The organism is Chryseobacterium vaccae (assembly GCF_009602705.1).
Lineage (GTDB): Bacteria > Bacteroidota > Bacteroidia > Flavobacteriales > Weeksellaceae > Chryseobacterium > Chryseobacterium vaccae.
Genome location: NZ_VSWH01000001.1, coordinates 2,603,996 through 2,618,158, shown reverse-complemented (window position 1 = coordinate 2,618,158; position 14,163 = coordinate 2,603,996). Strand labels below are relative to the sequence as shown.

At 34.9% G+C, this 14,163-nt stretch carries 20 protein-coding genes; all 20 read right to left on the bottom strand.

What is annotated here, in order from left to right; genetic code table 11:
* Positions 1-4: 4 nt before the first annotated feature.
* Complete coding sequence (locus tag FW768_RS11895; RefSeq protein ID WP_153395679.1) at positions 5-1,348, bottom strand: tetratricopeptide repeat protein; 1,344 nt, start codon at positions 1,346-1,348, stop codon at positions 5-7.
* A gap of 138 nt (positions 1,349-1,486) precedes the next feature.
* Positions 1,487-1,813, bottom strand: a complete 327-nt coding sequence (locus tag FW768_RS23595) for a hypothetical protein (protein WP_196782926.1) — start codon at positions 1,811-1,813, stop codon at positions 1,487-1,489.
* A 59-nt stretch (positions 1,814-1,872) separates the two neighbouring features.
* Positions 1,873-2,910 (bottom strand): RNA ligase family protein, encoded by a 1,038-nt coding sequence (locus tag FW768_RS11885; protein WP_231128679.1) that lies wholly within the window; start codon positions 2,908-2,910, stop codon positions 1,873-1,875.
* An 82-nt stretch (positions 2,911-2,992) separates the two neighbouring features.
* Entirely contained in the window at positions 2,993-3,655 is a 663-nt protein-coding gene (locus FW768_RS11880; RefSeq protein ID WP_153395677.1) for an immunity protein Imm33 domain-containing protein, read from the bottom strand.
* A gap of 55 nt (positions 3,656-3,710) precedes the next feature.
* The gene (locus FW768_RS11875) at positions 3,711-4,412 is read right to left on the bottom strand and encodes a hypothetical protein (RefSeq protein WP_153395675.1); all 702 of its coding nucleotides are present in this window, start codon (positions 4,410-4,412) and stop codon (positions 3,711-3,713) included.
* A 15-nt stretch (positions 4,413-4,427) separates the two neighbouring features.
* Positions 4,428-4,979 (bottom strand): HD domain-containing protein, encoded by a 552-nt coding sequence (locus FW768_RS11870; protein WP_153395673.1) that lies wholly within the window; start codon positions 4,977-4,979, stop codon positions 4,428-4,430.
* A gap of 24 nt (positions 4,980-5,003) precedes the next feature.
* Complete coding sequence (locus FW768_RS11865) at positions 5,004-5,690, bottom strand: hypothetical protein (RefSeq protein WP_153395671.1); 687 nt, start codon at positions 5,688-5,690, stop codon at positions 5,004-5,006.
* Positions 5,691-5,755: 65 nt separating this feature from the next.
* Positions 5,756-6,268 carry a hypothetical protein gene (locus tag FW768_RS11860; protein ID WP_153395669.1) on the bottom strand — a complete coding sequence of 171 codons (513 nt, stop codon included), beginning with the start codon at positions 6,266-6,268 and terminating at the stop codon, positions 5,756-5,758.
* 15 nt (positions 6,269-6,283) lie between these two features.
* The gene (locus FW768_RS11855; RefSeq protein ID WP_153395667.1) at positions 6,284-6,868 is read right to left on the bottom strand and encodes a hypothetical protein; all 585 of its coding nucleotides are present in this window, start codon (positions 6,866-6,868) and stop codon (positions 6,284-6,286) included.
* A gap of 74 nt (positions 6,869-6,942) precedes the next feature.
* Positions 6,943-7,452: a hypothetical protein gene (locus FW768_RS11850; protein WP_153395665.1), complete on the bottom strand. Its 510-nt coding sequence runs from the start codon at positions 7,450-7,452 to the stop codon at positions 6,943-6,945.
* A 68-nt stretch (positions 7,453-7,520) separates the two neighbouring features.
* The gene (locus FW768_RS11845) at positions 7,521-8,291 is read right to left on the bottom strand and encodes a hypothetical protein (protein ID WP_153395663.1); all 771 of its coding nucleotides are present in this window, start codon (positions 8,289-8,291) and stop codon (positions 7,521-7,523) included.
* A gap of 30 nt (positions 8,292-8,321) precedes the next feature.
* A complete protein-coding gene (locus FW768_RS11840) occupies positions 8,322-8,831 on the bottom strand; it encodes a hypothetical protein (protein WP_153395661.1) in 510 nt (169 codons plus the stop codon).
* A gap of 45 nt (positions 8,832-8,876) precedes the next feature.
* A complete protein-coding gene (locus FW768_RS11835; protein ID WP_153395659.1) occupies positions 8,877-9,107 on the bottom strand; it encodes a hypothetical protein in 231 nt (76 codons plus the stop codon).
* Positions 9,108-9,111: 4 nt separating this feature from the next.
* On the bottom strand, positions 9,112-9,678 hold the full coding sequence (locus tag FW768_RS11830) for a hypothetical protein (protein WP_153395658.1): 567 nt from the start codon (positions 9,676-9,678) through the stop codon (positions 9,112-9,114).
* 19 nt (positions 9,679-9,697) lie between these two features.
* The gene (locus tag FW768_RS11825; RefSeq protein ID WP_153395656.1) at positions 9,698-10,261 is read right to left on the bottom strand and encodes a hypothetical protein; all 564 of its coding nucleotides are present in this window, start codon (positions 10,259-10,261) and stop codon (positions 9,698-9,700) included.
* A gap of 364 nt (positions 10,262-10,625) precedes the next feature.
* Positions 10,626-11,186, bottom strand: coding sequence for an SHOCT domain-containing protein (locus FW768_RS11820; RefSeq protein WP_153395654.1), 561 nt, complete (start codon positions 11,184-11,186; stop codon positions 10,626-10,628).
* Between the two features lie 163 nt (positions 11,187-11,349).
* Entirely contained in the window at positions 11,350-11,913 is a 564-nt protein-coding gene (locus FW768_RS11815) for a hypothetical protein (protein WP_153395652.1), read from the bottom strand.
* Positions 11,914-11,984: 71 nt separating this feature from the next.
* Positions 11,985-12,614 carry a hypothetical protein gene (locus FW768_RS11810; RefSeq protein WP_153395650.1) on the bottom strand — a complete coding sequence of 210 codons (630 nt, stop codon included), beginning with the start codon at positions 12,612-12,614 and terminating at the stop codon, positions 11,985-11,987.
* 101 nt (positions 12,615-12,715) lie between these two features.
* The gene (locus FW768_RS11805) at positions 12,716-13,504 is read right to left on the bottom strand and encodes a hypothetical protein (protein ID WP_153395649.1); all 789 of its coding nucleotides are present in this window, start codon (positions 13,502-13,504) and stop codon (positions 12,716-12,718) included.
* Positions 13,505-13,519: 15 nt separating this feature from the next.
* Positions 13,520-14,134: a hypothetical protein gene (locus FW768_RS11800; RefSeq protein WP_153395647.1), complete on the bottom strand. Its 615-nt coding sequence runs from the start codon at positions 14,132-14,134 to the stop codon at positions 13,520-13,522.
* Positions 14,135-14,163 lie beyond the last annotated feature (29 nt).

Below are 14,163 nucleotides of genomic sequence, written 5' to 3'. Positions count from 1 at the left end.
CACCTTATTTTGTTATTTCAATAAACTCAGGGTGATTCCACAGATTTTGCAGCTGTGGGAAATTCTTAGCATCTTCTTTAAGTTCGGGCTCCAGACGGAACGTTGTTTTCAGCAGTTCCAAAGATTCATCTGTTTTTCCCTGCAGGTTTTTCATGATTCCCATCTGGTAAAAGCTCCATGAAAACTCCTGAATTTTATTTAAATTATCATAAACCCGGATAGCATCATCATATCTTCCGATTCCTTTTAAGTATAAGCCTTTGTTGTAGTGTAGCTGATATTTCGCTTCGTCATTGACTTTACTTTCAAGAATATCAAATTGCTTTAAAGCCTGTTCAACGGGTAACCTGTTGAATGTATCAATCATTAGCTGAATGGTAATATCCTCAGAATAATACTTTGGAAATAATTTTTCTACAGATTCTATCGCATGATCCGTCTGATTATTCCTTAAATAAAACTGGATAATATAAATTAAAGCATTGGGGTTTTCCGGATCTTGCTGTAAAACATCTTTAATATTGGCTATAAATTCAGATTCACTGATCTGATGTTCTACCAATAATTCATATACTACATCAACTTTATTGTCCAGTATCTGCGGATGGGAAGGTTCAGTTTCCAGGGCCTTATTAACAAATTCCAAAGCCTTCAGATTGTCGTTTTTTAAGGAATATAATTTTCCCATATTGGCATAGGCTAAGGTTGCATTTTCATCCAGCTCAATAGCTTTTTCGAAAAGTTCCAAAGCATTGTCCAAATCTCCACGGTCCATCTGATAAGCTCCATAGGCAATATATCTGTCCACCTGATCTTGGCCTGTGTTTTCTTTGGTGTGATCAGGGTTGGGTTGAATTTTGATCTCAGTAATTTCCCCGGAATCAAGCTTATCCTGAAATTCATTCACCATCTGTGCATTCCTTTCCTGAAGTTTATTAACGATTTCATCTGCCTGGATGGTATTCAGACCTTCCTTCAGAAGGATATCTTTTACTGTTTCGTACTGATGATGGTTCTGAAAATATACATTTTGGGCGTAGGTTATTATTTCATTCTGATACTCTTCACTTCTGAATTTAATATCATCTATTCCCGGATGGGTAGAGTGGGGCTGGTCTGTATTTCCCTCCTGAGGAATAAATTTCTTTACTTTCTCAAGAATAAAATTGACCTGTTCATCATTTAAACCTACTTTTTTCAATTCAGAAATGGCAACGTCCGGCTGTAGATTATGATCTTTCAATTTCCATAATGCCAATGCACAGATCTCGTTCTGAAATTGAACAGAATTAAATTTTGTGTTTTCAATTCCCTGCTTCTTACTTTTGAAAAAATCAAATAGTCCCATAGTCTTAGTTTTTTATTTTCTAAAGGATCAAATCTACGTGTAAAGCTCGTGTTGTGCAAATATTTAGAATGGAATGCTGTTTTGCTTTTGTGTAAAATAGCAGTTTATTATATGAAGAGACTTTGCGCAGCAAGTTTTTTATTTTGGTTTTTTGATAAGCAAAAAGTCCAAGGGCGTAACGGTAAATGGTGGTTTAAACTCAATCCAATATTGTCGGTCGTCCGTTTCACAATCATTCATAATGCGATAATCGGTAAAGTAGCCGGTTTTCATCCATGGAAGCTCTACCCATTCGTAGTGGGTAGGATATTCCAGATGATGTTTCTCAATGTTTTCCAGCCAGGCAATGGCTTTGTCAATGTCTTTCTTTTGCTGCAATGTTTCGGGTATGCTTGCATTTTCGTTCCGCAACTGCTCTATCAGTTGAGACTGTTTTTCTTTCAGAAATTGTATTGTGAAGTTCATTATTTAATTTTTTTTTCACAGAAAAAGACTGTTTCATTTCCGCAGGTTTCTGCCAGTTGCTAAATATCTGCCGGATCCACAGTGATTATTTTATGAATCTCAGAATTCACTCTTGTGATGATCCATTCTTTGTCATCGGGAGATAAATCGTTTAAAAGATTGGCATTGTTTTCATTAAAATCTGTGATTACATCTTCTAAAAATTCTTTTTTAATTTCAGAAACCCGGAGTTGGTTGTTCATATCCAGCTCACCTATTTTGGAAATTGCACTTTTTAATCGGTTTAGAGTAACATAGTTTCTCAGTTCCTCTACAATAAAAGATAAATCTTCTGTTTTAGAGGAAATATTAGGAATAAAAGACCACTTTTCGGCCTCATGAAATTTATCCTCTTCATCAAATTCCGGATTTTTCAATTTAACGACCGGTCTTGAAAAGAGACTATGATCTGTTTGGTTAAAAGGTTTTATCACAACGCCTTCAATTAAATTATCCTGCAGTTCCGGAAGATTAAATTCTTTAGGAACGGTTGAGTTCATTCTGATGTTAAAATTCATCGCTTCATTGAATTTTCCAATGAATAACGGCTGTGCGTGAAATATTCCGAACTGCTTGAAATAGGTGACTGAGGTTTCATAATCCAGATAATATTTGGAACCAGAGCCATCGGTTTCAATTGCAATATCAAAAGCACAGAATTCAATGGCCGGGGTATAATATACTCCGGTTTGGATGGCATGCACATCTTTTACAGGACTGACTTCCGGGTGAGGATATTTACCGCCGAACAATTCACCATAAATAATATATTTCTCTGCGGTTATTTTGCTGTTTATATGTTCAAAAAGACGCAGGATGTTATCTTCCAGTTTGTTGACAACCAATTGAAAACCGAAAAAATCGTCGGCCCAGTTAAGGTATTCTTTTCTTTTGGCGAATTTTAAATGACCGTTTTCATAGATGAAACTGAAGTTAGCGCCGTGAACTTTTTCGGTCACCACCCACTTTAATTTTTCCATCTGGGAAAAATCATTCTCGTTCAACCCTAATTTTTTTAAGCTGTTGGGCATTTTTTCATACCCTGAAAATTCACTCATGATTTCATTTTTAATTAAATGGTATGGAGGTCCGGAGGTTTTCATAAAATGCTCTCGGAAATCAATACCTGTTATATGGGGTTTAGCTTTCTATCAATTGCTTGTCAAACCCTATTTTTGCATTACTGCCTTCCCAAATCACTTTAAATCCCATTGGAAGAGCTGTAAACTGGACGATTTCCGGTCTTAAAGTCATCAGCTGCCCTACAGTCATTTCTTCGAAAGACATGGTTTCTTCATTAAAGCTATCGCTCATAGCTACCCACCCGGAATCCGGGTAATCTCCTTTCCAGCGGAATAAATTGGCCTGTAGCCCTGTTTTTAGTAAAGGATCTACGGTAACGATCTCGTCAAAATCAGGAAAATTCGGTTCTACTTTTAGCTGATTACAAACGGAAAGCTGCTGCTCCAGTATATGAAGCGTGCGGCTAAGCCCTTCGCCAAATCCCTGCTGTTCCGGGATTACTTCAAGAATTTCGAAAAAGTCCTGATCTTCATGAAATAAAATACACCATGAGAAGCAGGTTATTTTTTCTCCGTTTTTAATATCCGGTTTTTCATCCTGAATAAATTCCACAAGATATTGCAGAATGGGTTTTAACTGCTCTAATGTAAGATTGTTTTTTGAAATTTTTAACTCTTTCTTAATAGAAGGTTTTAATCCTTTGGAATAATGATCATTACCCTCAGAATAAAATTCTACATCTCTGATTTTAAATGTTTTTTTTCTGCTGAAAAACCCCATGGATATTGTGTATTGGTTATTGTTATTTTTATTGCGGATTGGCTGTTGTCCTTATTTATTTTTTTAATATTTTTTTCAAAAAGAGGCCTACTTTGGATTCCGCTTTCTGTTCGTTGAAAAAAGGAAGGGGAATATTAATTTCACCTTCGTCTTTTGTCAGGGCTCTGATACCGTTATATAAACCCTCCTCAGCTTTTGAAACCGGAGGTACAGGAGCTAAGGGGTAAAACTGGTTGTGTGCATCCATTCCGACGGGGAAGTTGGTCCTTTCCAGCCAGGATGGTTCCAGCAAATCACTGATTGGCTCCTGGTGTATTTTATCATCCAGACTTTTTCTTGCTTTTTCTATAAAGTCTTCATCCCAGTTTGAGTTGATGCTCTCAAAATATTTTAAGCCTCTTGCAGGGATGTGCAGTAAAAAAATCTGAGTTTTGCCTTCAAGATGATACACATCAAGCACCTTGAAATAACTGTTGACATTGATACAGCAATGCCCAAACCTTTCATTATCCGGATTTACTTGATAGAGTTTTGCTGCTTTTGCAGAAGCGATTAAAAATCTTGTATTCAATTTCATTCCGCCGCCTCTACAGCTTACATCAAGATAATATCCGTTTCTGATGAGTTTACCCTTGGTGAATTTTTCGGCAATAGCTGGTTCTAAATCACAATCTTTATAATATAATGTAGCTCCGGGATAGGTCCAGTTGATAATTTCCTCCGAATTTTCAAAAATGCCGTTTTCTATTGCCTCCATATCTTTTATCCTGTTTTATTTATCTTTATATGCTTCTATTTTTTCTGATAATCTTTGGGCCAGATAGTCATTGCCTTCTTTTAAATGCTCATAGATCACTTTGGCTTCTTCCAGATATTTTTCTTTCTTCGCCTGTTTCCAGAAGTAGGGTGGGGCATATAGATTACAGATCCTGTCGGCCATTTTAACAGCCCAAACCTCTTTGGGCTGTGCTTTGATCCGGTTTAAGCTGTCTATCATCTGATGCTCCTTTTCAAGTTCTGTGTTTTTCGTTAAAGCAAGGACGCCTTCTTTCACCTGTGTGCCATATTCTTTTTCCAGATCTTCTGTGCTGAAGCTGGTATCTTCTATGGTATCGTGCAGAAATGCACATTTTACAGCAAGTTCTGTGTTAAAATCAGGGGTGTTTTTAGAAGCGTTCATGATTTCAAATACAACGCTGCCGATATGGTTGATGTATTCAATTTTTTCGTTTTTATGCTGCCCGCCGTAGGTTTGTCCGCTATGGAGAATGCTTACCTTCTGCCATATATCCTGTAAATCATCTATCGTAAAAGTATCGTTCATTTTTGTTTTATTTTTTATTTAATATTATTCATTAATCTGGGTTTTCAGCCAGCCTTCCAATTTTTTAAATTCCTCCGTTGAAATGTGATTTTTATAGTTAGAAATTTTACTTAATAAATCTTCATAGTCCTCTATTTCGTAATACAATTCTTTAGGATCATCTCCGTTTTCAATCATTTCATTATGCCGTGCTACCATGTCATGGGTTTCTTCAACATAAAAATCAGCTATGAGCTTTGGGGAAGAAGCATAACTGTCCAGTACATATTCCTCAAAATTATATTTCCAGCGGGCAAAATCTCTTGTAATTCTGAGCTCTAATGTTCCATTTTTAATTTCATACCGGTTGATGATAAAATCCCAGATTACATAAAATATGGAGTCTTCCAGATAGGGCGACATTTCACTGAGAAATTCATCAAAATCCTTTTCAAAGCCATACTTGGTGCCATCCTTTATGGATACGTATATCCCCGGATTCTCAAAATCAATTATTCTTTCCGCAGCATACATTGCATAATTTTTGATCTTTCCATCACTGGAATGCGTCACTTTTATGTTGGAAAAAATGATCTGCTCTTTATGATAAAGGCTTGGATCAACAGCATATTTTTCCGAAAAGATATTCTCTCTGTCTTTGCGGACCTTTAAGACGGCGCCGCAACTAATGACTTTCGGGGTAAGCTGATATACTTCGTGTAGTGTTCCCATTCTTGGATTATTAAAGTTTACTTATAAAACTGCCGTTCCATTTTATCTCAACCGAATTGAAATCTCTATTGACAGTGGTTTTTAATGATTGAAACTGCCAGATCTTCTTTGTTGAAAATATTTGAATACCAAAATCCTTTTCCCCAGGTTCCCTTTCCAAAAAATTCTTCAGGGTATTTTGAGCGTAAGAGTGATGAGGTGATGCTTTTTAATCTTGAAATTTTCTGAGTGATTGATTCTGTTGGAGAGAATGCCAGTATTTCAACTTTTGATTCTCTGACGTTGAGCATTTTGATTTCAAGCCCGTCAATAATTCGGTCTCCGTTTTTCCGGCAAACCTTTTCAATATCAAGTTTTAACTGGGCCATCGATTTTTCATTGAGCAAAAGCCGTTCCTCCCGGGAACTTTTGTTGATATATCCGGCTGGCAGTTCATGGGATAAATTACAGTTTATATGATGATCCTGCAGCACTGTGTAAGCATCCACAAGCTTTTGCCAGTTTCCATTTTTATCCCATACAGGATATTCCTGATACGTGGTCCAGATGATATGAAATAATTGTTTTTTGCCCATCATTGTTAGTAAATTTCCTTACCGGTATACTATTTTAGCTGTTTTAAAAACGTTGATCATATCTTTTTTCTTCTCTTCTGTAAAAGCGTCATCTCTGACTGACATAAAACAGGAGTGGAAAAAGTTTTCTCCCTGCGTAAGGTACCAGACTTGTGATACTTTAGATTTGTATTCTTCATTCACAGCGTTTTGTATCGAATACATGATCCACGGTTCTTTGGCCTTTAAATCTTTCGCGATTACGTTCAATTCTGCATTTTTTGATTGGTCTTTTGCCCTTTTGTATGAATCATTCATTGCTTTGGTTAAATCGAGATTTTTCATCCCTGCCATTGAAGTTAAACTGAGGTATTCGGAAGGCTTTTTTAGGGTGTCAAATGTATTCGCTACTAAAACGACATACTGATTGTTTTTATAGTTTTCATAGGTTATTTTCCATTTTTCTATGTCGGGAATTTTTACAAAAATACGTTCCTCCATCGGTTTTCTAAATCTGGAGGTTTGCAGGTGCTTCTCACTGTCTGCTGCTCCTGACTTTCCTGTTGTTTGTGCGGAGACAGAAAAACAGCTTAATAATGTGAACAATAAAATTACAGACTTCATTTTAATTTCTGGTTTTTAGTTAATCTATTTCGTGAAGGGTTCCCATTCATTCTCTGATCCCGGATTCTCTGAAATTATAAACAGGCAAAACTGTCCCAGTTGGGTCTGTTGATTATTTTACCTTCATGCTCTATCGGAAGTAAATGATCCAGATATTTTTGATCTGACATGGTGATTTCAACAACAGATTCAATGCTGTATTTTTCAATTTCTATTTCGTAAGCATCTTCCCATTCATCGGAACACATTTCCAGACCTCTGGATTCTAACGATTCCGAGACTATTGAATCGATATTTTCTTCGTTTTGTTCACTGATCATTTCAGTAGATTCAATATACTGGTGAACTACTTTTTCAAGATAATCATTATCACAGGATTGGGAGGTGCTTATCTCGGTCAGAAGAGTTCCTTTCGGAAATTCAAAAGTCTGGTGTGAACCCTGTAAACAGGCATCATGGATAATCTGAATCATAAACACGGGTTCTGTGGGGATACTCCCGTCATTACTATGTACATTTTTAATTTTTAACGTACATTTTTTATCTTCCAATGATAATAACTGGACATTCCAAAGTGCTGACATATTTTTTTAAAATTAATTAGGTTAACATTTTCTGAAAAATACCTTTCGTCTGATACAAATCCCGTGTTTTATTTGATTAATCTTTTCTGCATGAACGGGAAAACTTCATTAAATTCCCAGTTTTCTATTGAAGCAGAATAATCTGTTCCTGCATACATAGCAATATTATGATCTTTTTTACCAAAGACAGTCTGATTCCAGAACTCAAAATAATCAAAGTAAAAAACATGAGTGTGATCAGGATGATGTGGAACTTTGTTTCCCTCTGAAAATAATTGCAGAGCCGGCGGAATAAGAGTCTTCATTCCTAAATCGTTCAGCTCAATAGATTCATTATAAAATAAAAAATCTTTCAATTTATCTGGATCTGACAGCCGGTTATTGAAAGCTGGTTCATCAAAGTACAATCCTATTAAAGAATGAAACTCATCTTTTACTTCTTCTTCATAGGCTTCATTTTTAATCATATCGGCATAACTCAAAGTATCCGGATCTATATCAAATTCATCCCAGTCAGTGATTTCGTATTTATCAAATTCATCCCAAACCTTCGCCGGATTGATATACCGAAATTCAAACCCATCAAAACAGTGATAGAATGATAATAATTCAGCATCAATTTCTTTGTTAAACAATTGTTTGAATTGACTTTCTAACATTTGAGCATTTTCTGCCGATCCCTGAGGAATATATAAATGTGTGATGAATAGATTAGGATTCTGGATGATGCTTTTTATTTTGTCATAAATACGTTGTCCTAAATTTTCCAATCTGCTGCCTGGCAGTCCTTTACAATCTTTCAGGTACTCTATCTGGCTTAATATGTCGTTGTTATTCATATTTTTATACTTGGTTATCTGTAATTTTTGCTAAAGTTGATCCGAATACTGTTTTCTCATCAGTTCAATGATGGGAACAAAGAGATCGATATCTTGTGTTGAGGCTCTCCAGGTGTAATCAATGTTTTTATTACGTAAACTGACACCGAATTTCCATTCAGAACCATCCAGAACTATGGCTTTTTCATTCCGGATGCTTTCAGGAAGCTTTATTTGTTCTAACCTCGACAATTCTTCTTTCAGTATTGCGGTATCTGTATCAGGAAGCATTTTTTCATCCGTGATGATTCTCAGTCTGTCCAGGTTGTAAATTCCAAGATTCCATTGGGTTAAGTTGTACGCTGTATCCCACTGCCTGAATGCCGAACGGATTGTTCCCTCTGAATTTTCAGTTAAAATTATTTTATATGGAAATCCAGCAAGGGATGGGATTCGAGAAAAATAAGCGATTATTTTTTCTCCGGGTTTTAAATCGAAGCTTTCTATTTCAGTTTCTGCCGCATTCATCAGGGCTTCCATGCTGTTTGAAATTCTTTCCATTTCTTTTATCTAATGCGTTCAGATGATATTGTTTTCAAGATCGTTTTAATATATTGCTTCAATGATCTTTCCTAATTTATCCGCGATATTACTCTTCGTCATACTGGCTATTTCCCATTTTTCGCCATCAAATTGTGAAATGGTAATAGAATGATCTTCGCCAAATTTAAACGTGTAATATAGAAATCCTTCTATTTTGTCGAGATTTACGGTCACTTCAACGTTGTATTCTGTATTGTTGAAATTTAAATTAATGATTTTATCAGGTTTCTTCATTTTTTTAATACTTTTTCTTATAGACTAACCGGGGATGTACGGTTTCAAGTTTTCCTTCCTTGATTAGCTCAGTAATTTCTTCTTCATCCCATTCGTACGGGTAGTCTAAACCTTTAGCAATACCAATCACATTCATTGTATTTAAAACGGTTGTGATCAGGTTTTCAAAAGCAGTTTCATGAGGATCGAATATATAATCTCTTATCGTGATGGTAATATATTCAATGGTCATATTATCTAATGACCGAAACTCAACGCCAATATCATAAGGGGGCAACCCTTCAAATTTTCCTTCAATTCCTCTGTAATTAAGCAGTCCTCCGGTCCTGTGATTTCTAAGCCTTTCAATGGCATTGTCTTTTTCTTCCTTTGATGCGGGATAAATGCTTTCAGACTCAAATATATAATCTTTACCATCATCAGTATCAATATCACAAAGAACAATTACATCAAAATCTCCTTCTTCAATTTCAAAATGATTCTTTGTAAAACTATTGTGTATACTGTCAAATACATCTTTCATGTCTGAAGGAGGGACGGCAATGATGATGACTTCACTTAAATGAGACATTTTTCTGTTTTTAGGTTTTTTATTCTTTTTTATAGACTAACCGGGGGTGGACGGTTTCAAGTTTTCCTTCCTTCATCAGTTCAGTAACTTCCTGATCACTCCATTCGTACGGGTAGTCTAAACCTTTAGCAATACCAATCACATTCATTGTATTTAAAACGGTTGTAATCAGATTTTCAAAAGCAGTTTCATGAGAATCGAATACATAATTTCTTAAGCTGATGGAGATACATTCAATGGTCATATTATCTAATGACAGAAACTCAACGGCAAGATTGTAAGGAGCCAGTCCTTCAAATTTCTCATCAATTCCACTGTAATAAATCAGCCCTCCGGTTCTGTGATTTCTAAGCCTTTCAATGGCATTATCTTTTTCTTCCTCTGATTCGGGATTGATTCTTTCAGACTCAAATATATAATCCTCGCCATCATCAGTATCAATGTCGGAAAGAACAATTGCATCAAATTCTCCTGCATCAATTTCAAAATGATTCTTTGTAAAACTATTGTGCATACTGTCAAATACATCTTTCATGTTTGAAGGAGGGACAGCAATAATGATGACTTCACATAAATGAGACATTTTTCCTGTTTTAAATATTGAGAATTTATAAATCCCGGTTTCAGAAATCTAAGACTTCAGAACGAATTTTAACGGATTTACTTTTATTGTATAAGATTAAAGCCGGGAGACTTTGTGCAGCTGAAATTAGTTGTTGCTCATGATTTACAGTTTTCGTGTTATTAGTTCTATAAGCTTAATCATTTTATGTAATTCATAAGCCGAAAGACAAATATACCGAAAACTATTAAAGAAAAATGAAAAATAGGGGATATTCTTTTGCTCTCCGAAATCTCCTGACTTCGGAGGTATATTCTTAAGTCGGAGGATGGTACAGTAAAACATAAAAAAACTGCTCCGTTTCCGGGGCAGTTATCTCAAAAATTTATTTTTCAGCCATTATTTTATCTTTTTCTTTTTGGAATTCATCTTCAGATAAAACGCCTGAGTCTTTTAATTCCTTGATTTTTTTTAACCGGTCGTATTTTGTTTCCGTATTTAGATTTTGAATTTTTTCTTTGGGCAAAAATTCTTCCGGAACGATTAATTCTCCTGATTTTATTGCATTTTCAAGATCTATTTCATAATTGATAAGGCCGCTTCCGATTTTAGCATAATAAACAAAACCATTCCGTTTGTTTCCTCTCTGCATGATTTTCTTTACTTTAAAGATCAGTCCTGAATTACTTCTTCTGAAAGAATTCGCCTGATTGGCCAGCCCCTGATATCCTGTAGTTGAAGAATAGTTGAATAGCGAAGAAGCATTGGTCCGGATAAATTTAAAATCCCCGTCATTCATGGAACCCGTCCCGATTTTTAGATCTAAACCTTCATATACTTTAAAGCCTGTTGAGGTAGTGAGCGTATCATTTTCAAATTGAGGTGCATTTTGAGAATAGGAGAATCCAAAAATCAGAAGGGTAAAAATTAATAGTTGTCTTTTCATTGTTTATTTTGATTGTTAAAAATTGAAAATCAAAAGTAAAATAAAGAAAAAGGCCTGCCTTACGGGAATCCTTAGCTGTGAGCGGGAATTATTGGCGCAAAGTCAGGAGACTTTGCGTAGCATGGGGACTATTTTTGCGTAATTCTATTGGCTGTCTTTTGTTTCATCTTCCAATGGTTGTGTGTCTCCAGACTGCTATTACATTGGTGTCTGCATGATGTTCATTGGGGTTGTTTTCTAAAAGTTGTTTTTTTATATCATATGCTTTTTCAAACTGGTCAATAAGGCCTTTGTCGTTCAGGTCTTTCGGCAGGAATGTTTCGTCAAAAAATCCACCGCAATTCGTTAAGGCACTAATATTGAAATCCTGGTCAAGCAGATCATATCCTATAAATTCAAATCCGTCGATATTTATTTTGTTGCATTCTCGGTCCGGTTCTAAAATAACTACCAGAAGATTAAATTTTTCTTTTTTGTTTAATCGTTTCAATACAAAATCAAGTGTGGTAAAAAAGCCGGTTTGATATTGTCCAATCACGTGGATGTAATTCCAGTCATCAGCATTGTCGAAGTCCGGCTCAACTAAAATTTCATTGAGCATTCCATCAAGTGAAACAAGTTCTGCCAGATGGGTCAATTTAGACCATTCAATATACTTGTTCCAGGAAATTCCGTCTTCAGAATAATTTTGATCATATGTTCCTCTTGCGGTATATAAAAATGTCATTGGTTTCTTCTGTTATGTTGCTGTGTATATTGGTTGGTATGCAAAATTGATACAATATTATTCGCATTTTTTTATTTACCTATTTTTTCAACAAGTTTGCAAAGTTCAGCATATTCTTCTCCGTTATAATGGTCTGGACTGTTTCTTGTTACCAAATGATATTTTCCATCAATTAATGCTTCAAAAATCCATTCTGAACCATCTGTTATTTTATTTGAACCATGAGTTGGAATATTCCAAAAATTAATTTTATCCATTTTTGTTATTATTTTATTCCATTCTTTCTGACTTATTTCTTTTGTTTTATGACTGGTCCTTGTTCCAGGTTCGTAACCACCTAATCCATTTGTTTTATTATAAGTTAAAATGAATTTTAATCCGACTTGTTCTATTCGATAAGAATAAGGATTTGACCAGGTTCCTAAATGCGTAAATCTTATTATGTTTAAATTTTTGTCTTTTTTGTGGGATAAGACAGGTTCTTTTAAAGTATATAAATGCCTAGAATACCACTTGTTTGTAAATTCTCTTAACGAATCATTTGGGCCGGTATTTATGGAGTCAATTTTATACTTTTTGCTGTCGAAAGAGGGAAAGTATAATTCTCCTTTATCTGTATTTTTATATTGATGTTCTGCTGAAATTGTAGTACAGCTTACCACAATAATTATAAGTAATAAGAAGTAGAGTAGTTTCTTCATAAACTTCAATTTGATACAGATTTTTATAGAATTAGTATAAAAATATTGACAGCTAAAGGAAATAGATTGTTCTTAACCTAAAATGTTATCTGCGGATATATTTAAAAATCCTGGAAATACAGCAATATCAACAGTTCCTCAGGTTTATTTTTAGAATGTGCGTATTGAGGAAAGCTTAAATTTTTCATGATTATTTCTTCAATTTCTTCATCTCTGGTTCCTACTTTTTTTATGGGGACAATATGGTCAATTTTCATCTTATCATTTAAAATGACTTTATAAAACCCGATTTTGTCGGAAGGATCTCCTATTTTTAGTTTTGTAAAATCTGATTCCAGCTTATTTGTTTTATGATTCAGTCTTAAGGTCTTATCGTAGAGATTGACAAACTTTAACGTGGAAAACTGTTCCTTATATTTTTCAATGCCTGAGAATAAATTTGAATATGAATTAATTTTCTCTGATTCATCACTTAAGGGATTTTGTTCTGAAGATAAATAAATTACCCGGCTGCACATGCTCGCCCAATACTCATTATTCTGGTTTTTCTTGAGGATTACGAGGTATTTTTCTCCTTTTTCAACATATAAATCGCAGCCTCCGAAAAGTAATGGTTCATCATCTGTCACATTAGCTTTTCCATAAATGTTTAAAACATCAAATTCATTTCCTTTATAAATTTTTTCAAAAGCTAAATCTGCTTTATAAGTACTTCGCTGAAAGTCTTTGGCAAGCTCTACCGTTTTATTGTTATAAGTTTTTTTAATAGAAACAATACCTACGAAATCGGCTTCCATATATTCCTGAGCAATGTTTTCAAAAATACATGAACATGCCCATGTTTTTATACTGCAAAAGATTAAAATAAATAATAATATGCTGTTTTTCATACACTGTTGTTATCGTTATCCTATCAGTTCAACCGGTTTTAAGGTAATTCTATCTGAATCCACGGTGTCTGTTTTTGTAATGATAAATGTGATTTCTTTTTTATTTTTGGTGTAAATATCTATATTGTTTAATCCGGTTTCCAGGTTGATCTGGGGTGAGTGTTCATAGAGTTTCTTTTCATCTTCATCACGGAGCTGAAGCCTTTTTTCCAGTATAGAATTCGGAGTAAAGGTTATTTCTTTGCCCTGTTTGGTCATTATTCCCTTTAGAAATTCAAAATTATCAACGTCCTCATCAGTTAATGTATCGCTTTCGCCCCAGGCCCGGCACATTCTTGTAAAAGTACCGTGAGGAACCAGAAGAACTTTGTCTCCTTCATCCACATTCAGATAGTTATATGATTCCCTGTATTTCCATTTATCTAAGTCAATTTCTGCTTTATTAAAAACAAAACTCAGGTTTTTAACAGTTTCCTGTGTTGTGATGATATGAACAATGCCTTTCATCATTAATTCGGATAGCCCTTCCGGATAGGCATAATCAAATTCCTTATCGGAATAGTATTCCTTGCATTTTGTCATATTGGCGATGATTAATACACCTTCAGTGTTAAAATTTTTTATTTTCATGGACTGTCTTTTGTTTTTGTAAGATGGGG

What these genes read in the sequence shown, in the direction of transcription:
- FW768_RS11895 (WP_153395679.1), bottom strand. Translation starts at nt 1,348, where the DNA reads ATGGGACTATTTGATTTTTTCAAAAGTAAGAAGCAGGGAATTGAAAAC.
- FW768_RS23595 (WP_196782926.1), bottom strand. Translation starts at nt 1,813, where the DNA reads ATGAACTTCACAATACAATTTCTGAAAGAAAAACAGTCTCAACTGATA.
- FW768_RS11885 (WP_231128679.1), bottom strand. Translation starts at nt 2,910, where the DNA reads ATGAGTGAATTTTCAGGGTATGAAAAAATGCCCAACAGCTTAAAAAAA.
- FW768_RS11880 (WP_153395677.1), bottom strand. Translation starts at nt 3,655, where the DNA reads ATGGGGTTTTTCAGCAGAAAAAAAACATTTAAAATCAGAGATGTAGAA.
- FW768_RS11875 (WP_153395675.1), bottom strand. Translation starts at nt 4,412, where the DNA reads ATGGAGGCAATAGAAAACGGCATTTTTGAAAATTCGGAGGAAATTATC.
- FW768_RS11870 (WP_153395673.1), bottom strand. Translation starts at nt 4,979, where the DNA reads ATGAACGATACTTTTACGATAGATGATTTACAGGATATATGGCAGAAG.
- FW768_RS11865 (WP_153395671.1), bottom strand. Translation starts at nt 5,690, where the DNA reads ATGGGAACACTACACGAAGTATATCAGCTTACCCCGAAAGTCATTAGT.
- FW768_RS11860 (WP_153395669.1), bottom strand. Translation starts at nt 6,268, where the DNA reads ATGATGGGCAAAAAACAATTATTTCATATCATCTGGACCACGTATCAG.
- FW768_RS11855 (WP_153395667.1), bottom strand. Translation starts at nt 6,868, where the DNA reads ATGAAGTCTGTAATTTTATTGTTCACATTATTAAGCTGTTTTTCTGTC.
- FW768_RS11850 (WP_153395665.1), bottom strand. Translation starts at nt 7,452, where the DNA reads ATGTCAGCACTTTGGAATGTCCAGTTATTATCATTGGAAGATAAAAAA.
- FW768_RS11845 (WP_153395663.1), bottom strand. Translation starts at nt 8,291, where the DNA reads ATGAATAACAACGACATATTAAGCCAGATAGAGTACCTGAAAGATTGT.
- FW768_RS11840 (WP_153395661.1), bottom strand. Translation starts at nt 8,831, where the DNA reads ATGGAAAGAATTTCAAACAGCATGGAAGCCCTGATGAATGCGGCAGAA.
- FW768_RS11835 (WP_153395659.1), bottom strand. Translation starts at nt 9,107, where the DNA reads ATGAAGAAACCTGATAAAATCATTAATTTAAATTTCAACAATACAGAA.
- FW768_RS11830 (WP_153395658.1), bottom strand. Translation starts at nt 9,678, where the DNA reads ATGTCTCATTTAAGTGAAGTCATCATCATTGCCGTCCCTCCTTCAGAC.
- FW768_RS11825 (WP_153395656.1), bottom strand. Translation starts at nt 10,261, where the DNA reads ATGTCTCATTTATGTGAAGTCATCATTATTGCTGTCCCTCCTTCAAAC.
- FW768_RS11820 (WP_153395654.1), bottom strand. Translation starts at nt 11,186, where the DNA reads ATGAAAAGACAACTATTAATTTTTACCCTTCTGATTTTTGGATTCTCC.
- FW768_RS11815 (WP_153395652.1), bottom strand. Translation starts at nt 11,913, where the DNA reads ATGACATTTTTATATACCGCAAGAGGAACATATGATCAAAATTATTCT.
- FW768_RS11810 (WP_153395650.1), bottom strand. Translation starts at nt 12,614, where the DNA reads ATGAAGAAACTACTCTACTTCTTATTACTTATAATTATTGTGGTAAGC.
- FW768_RS11805 (WP_153395649.1), bottom strand. Translation starts at nt 13,504, where the DNA reads ATGAAAAACAGCATATTATTATTTATTTTAATCTTTTGCAGTATAAAA.
- FW768_RS11800 (WP_153395647.1), bottom strand. Translation starts at nt 14,134, where the DNA reads ATGAAAATAAAAAATTTTAACACTGAAGGTGTATTAATCATCGCCAAT.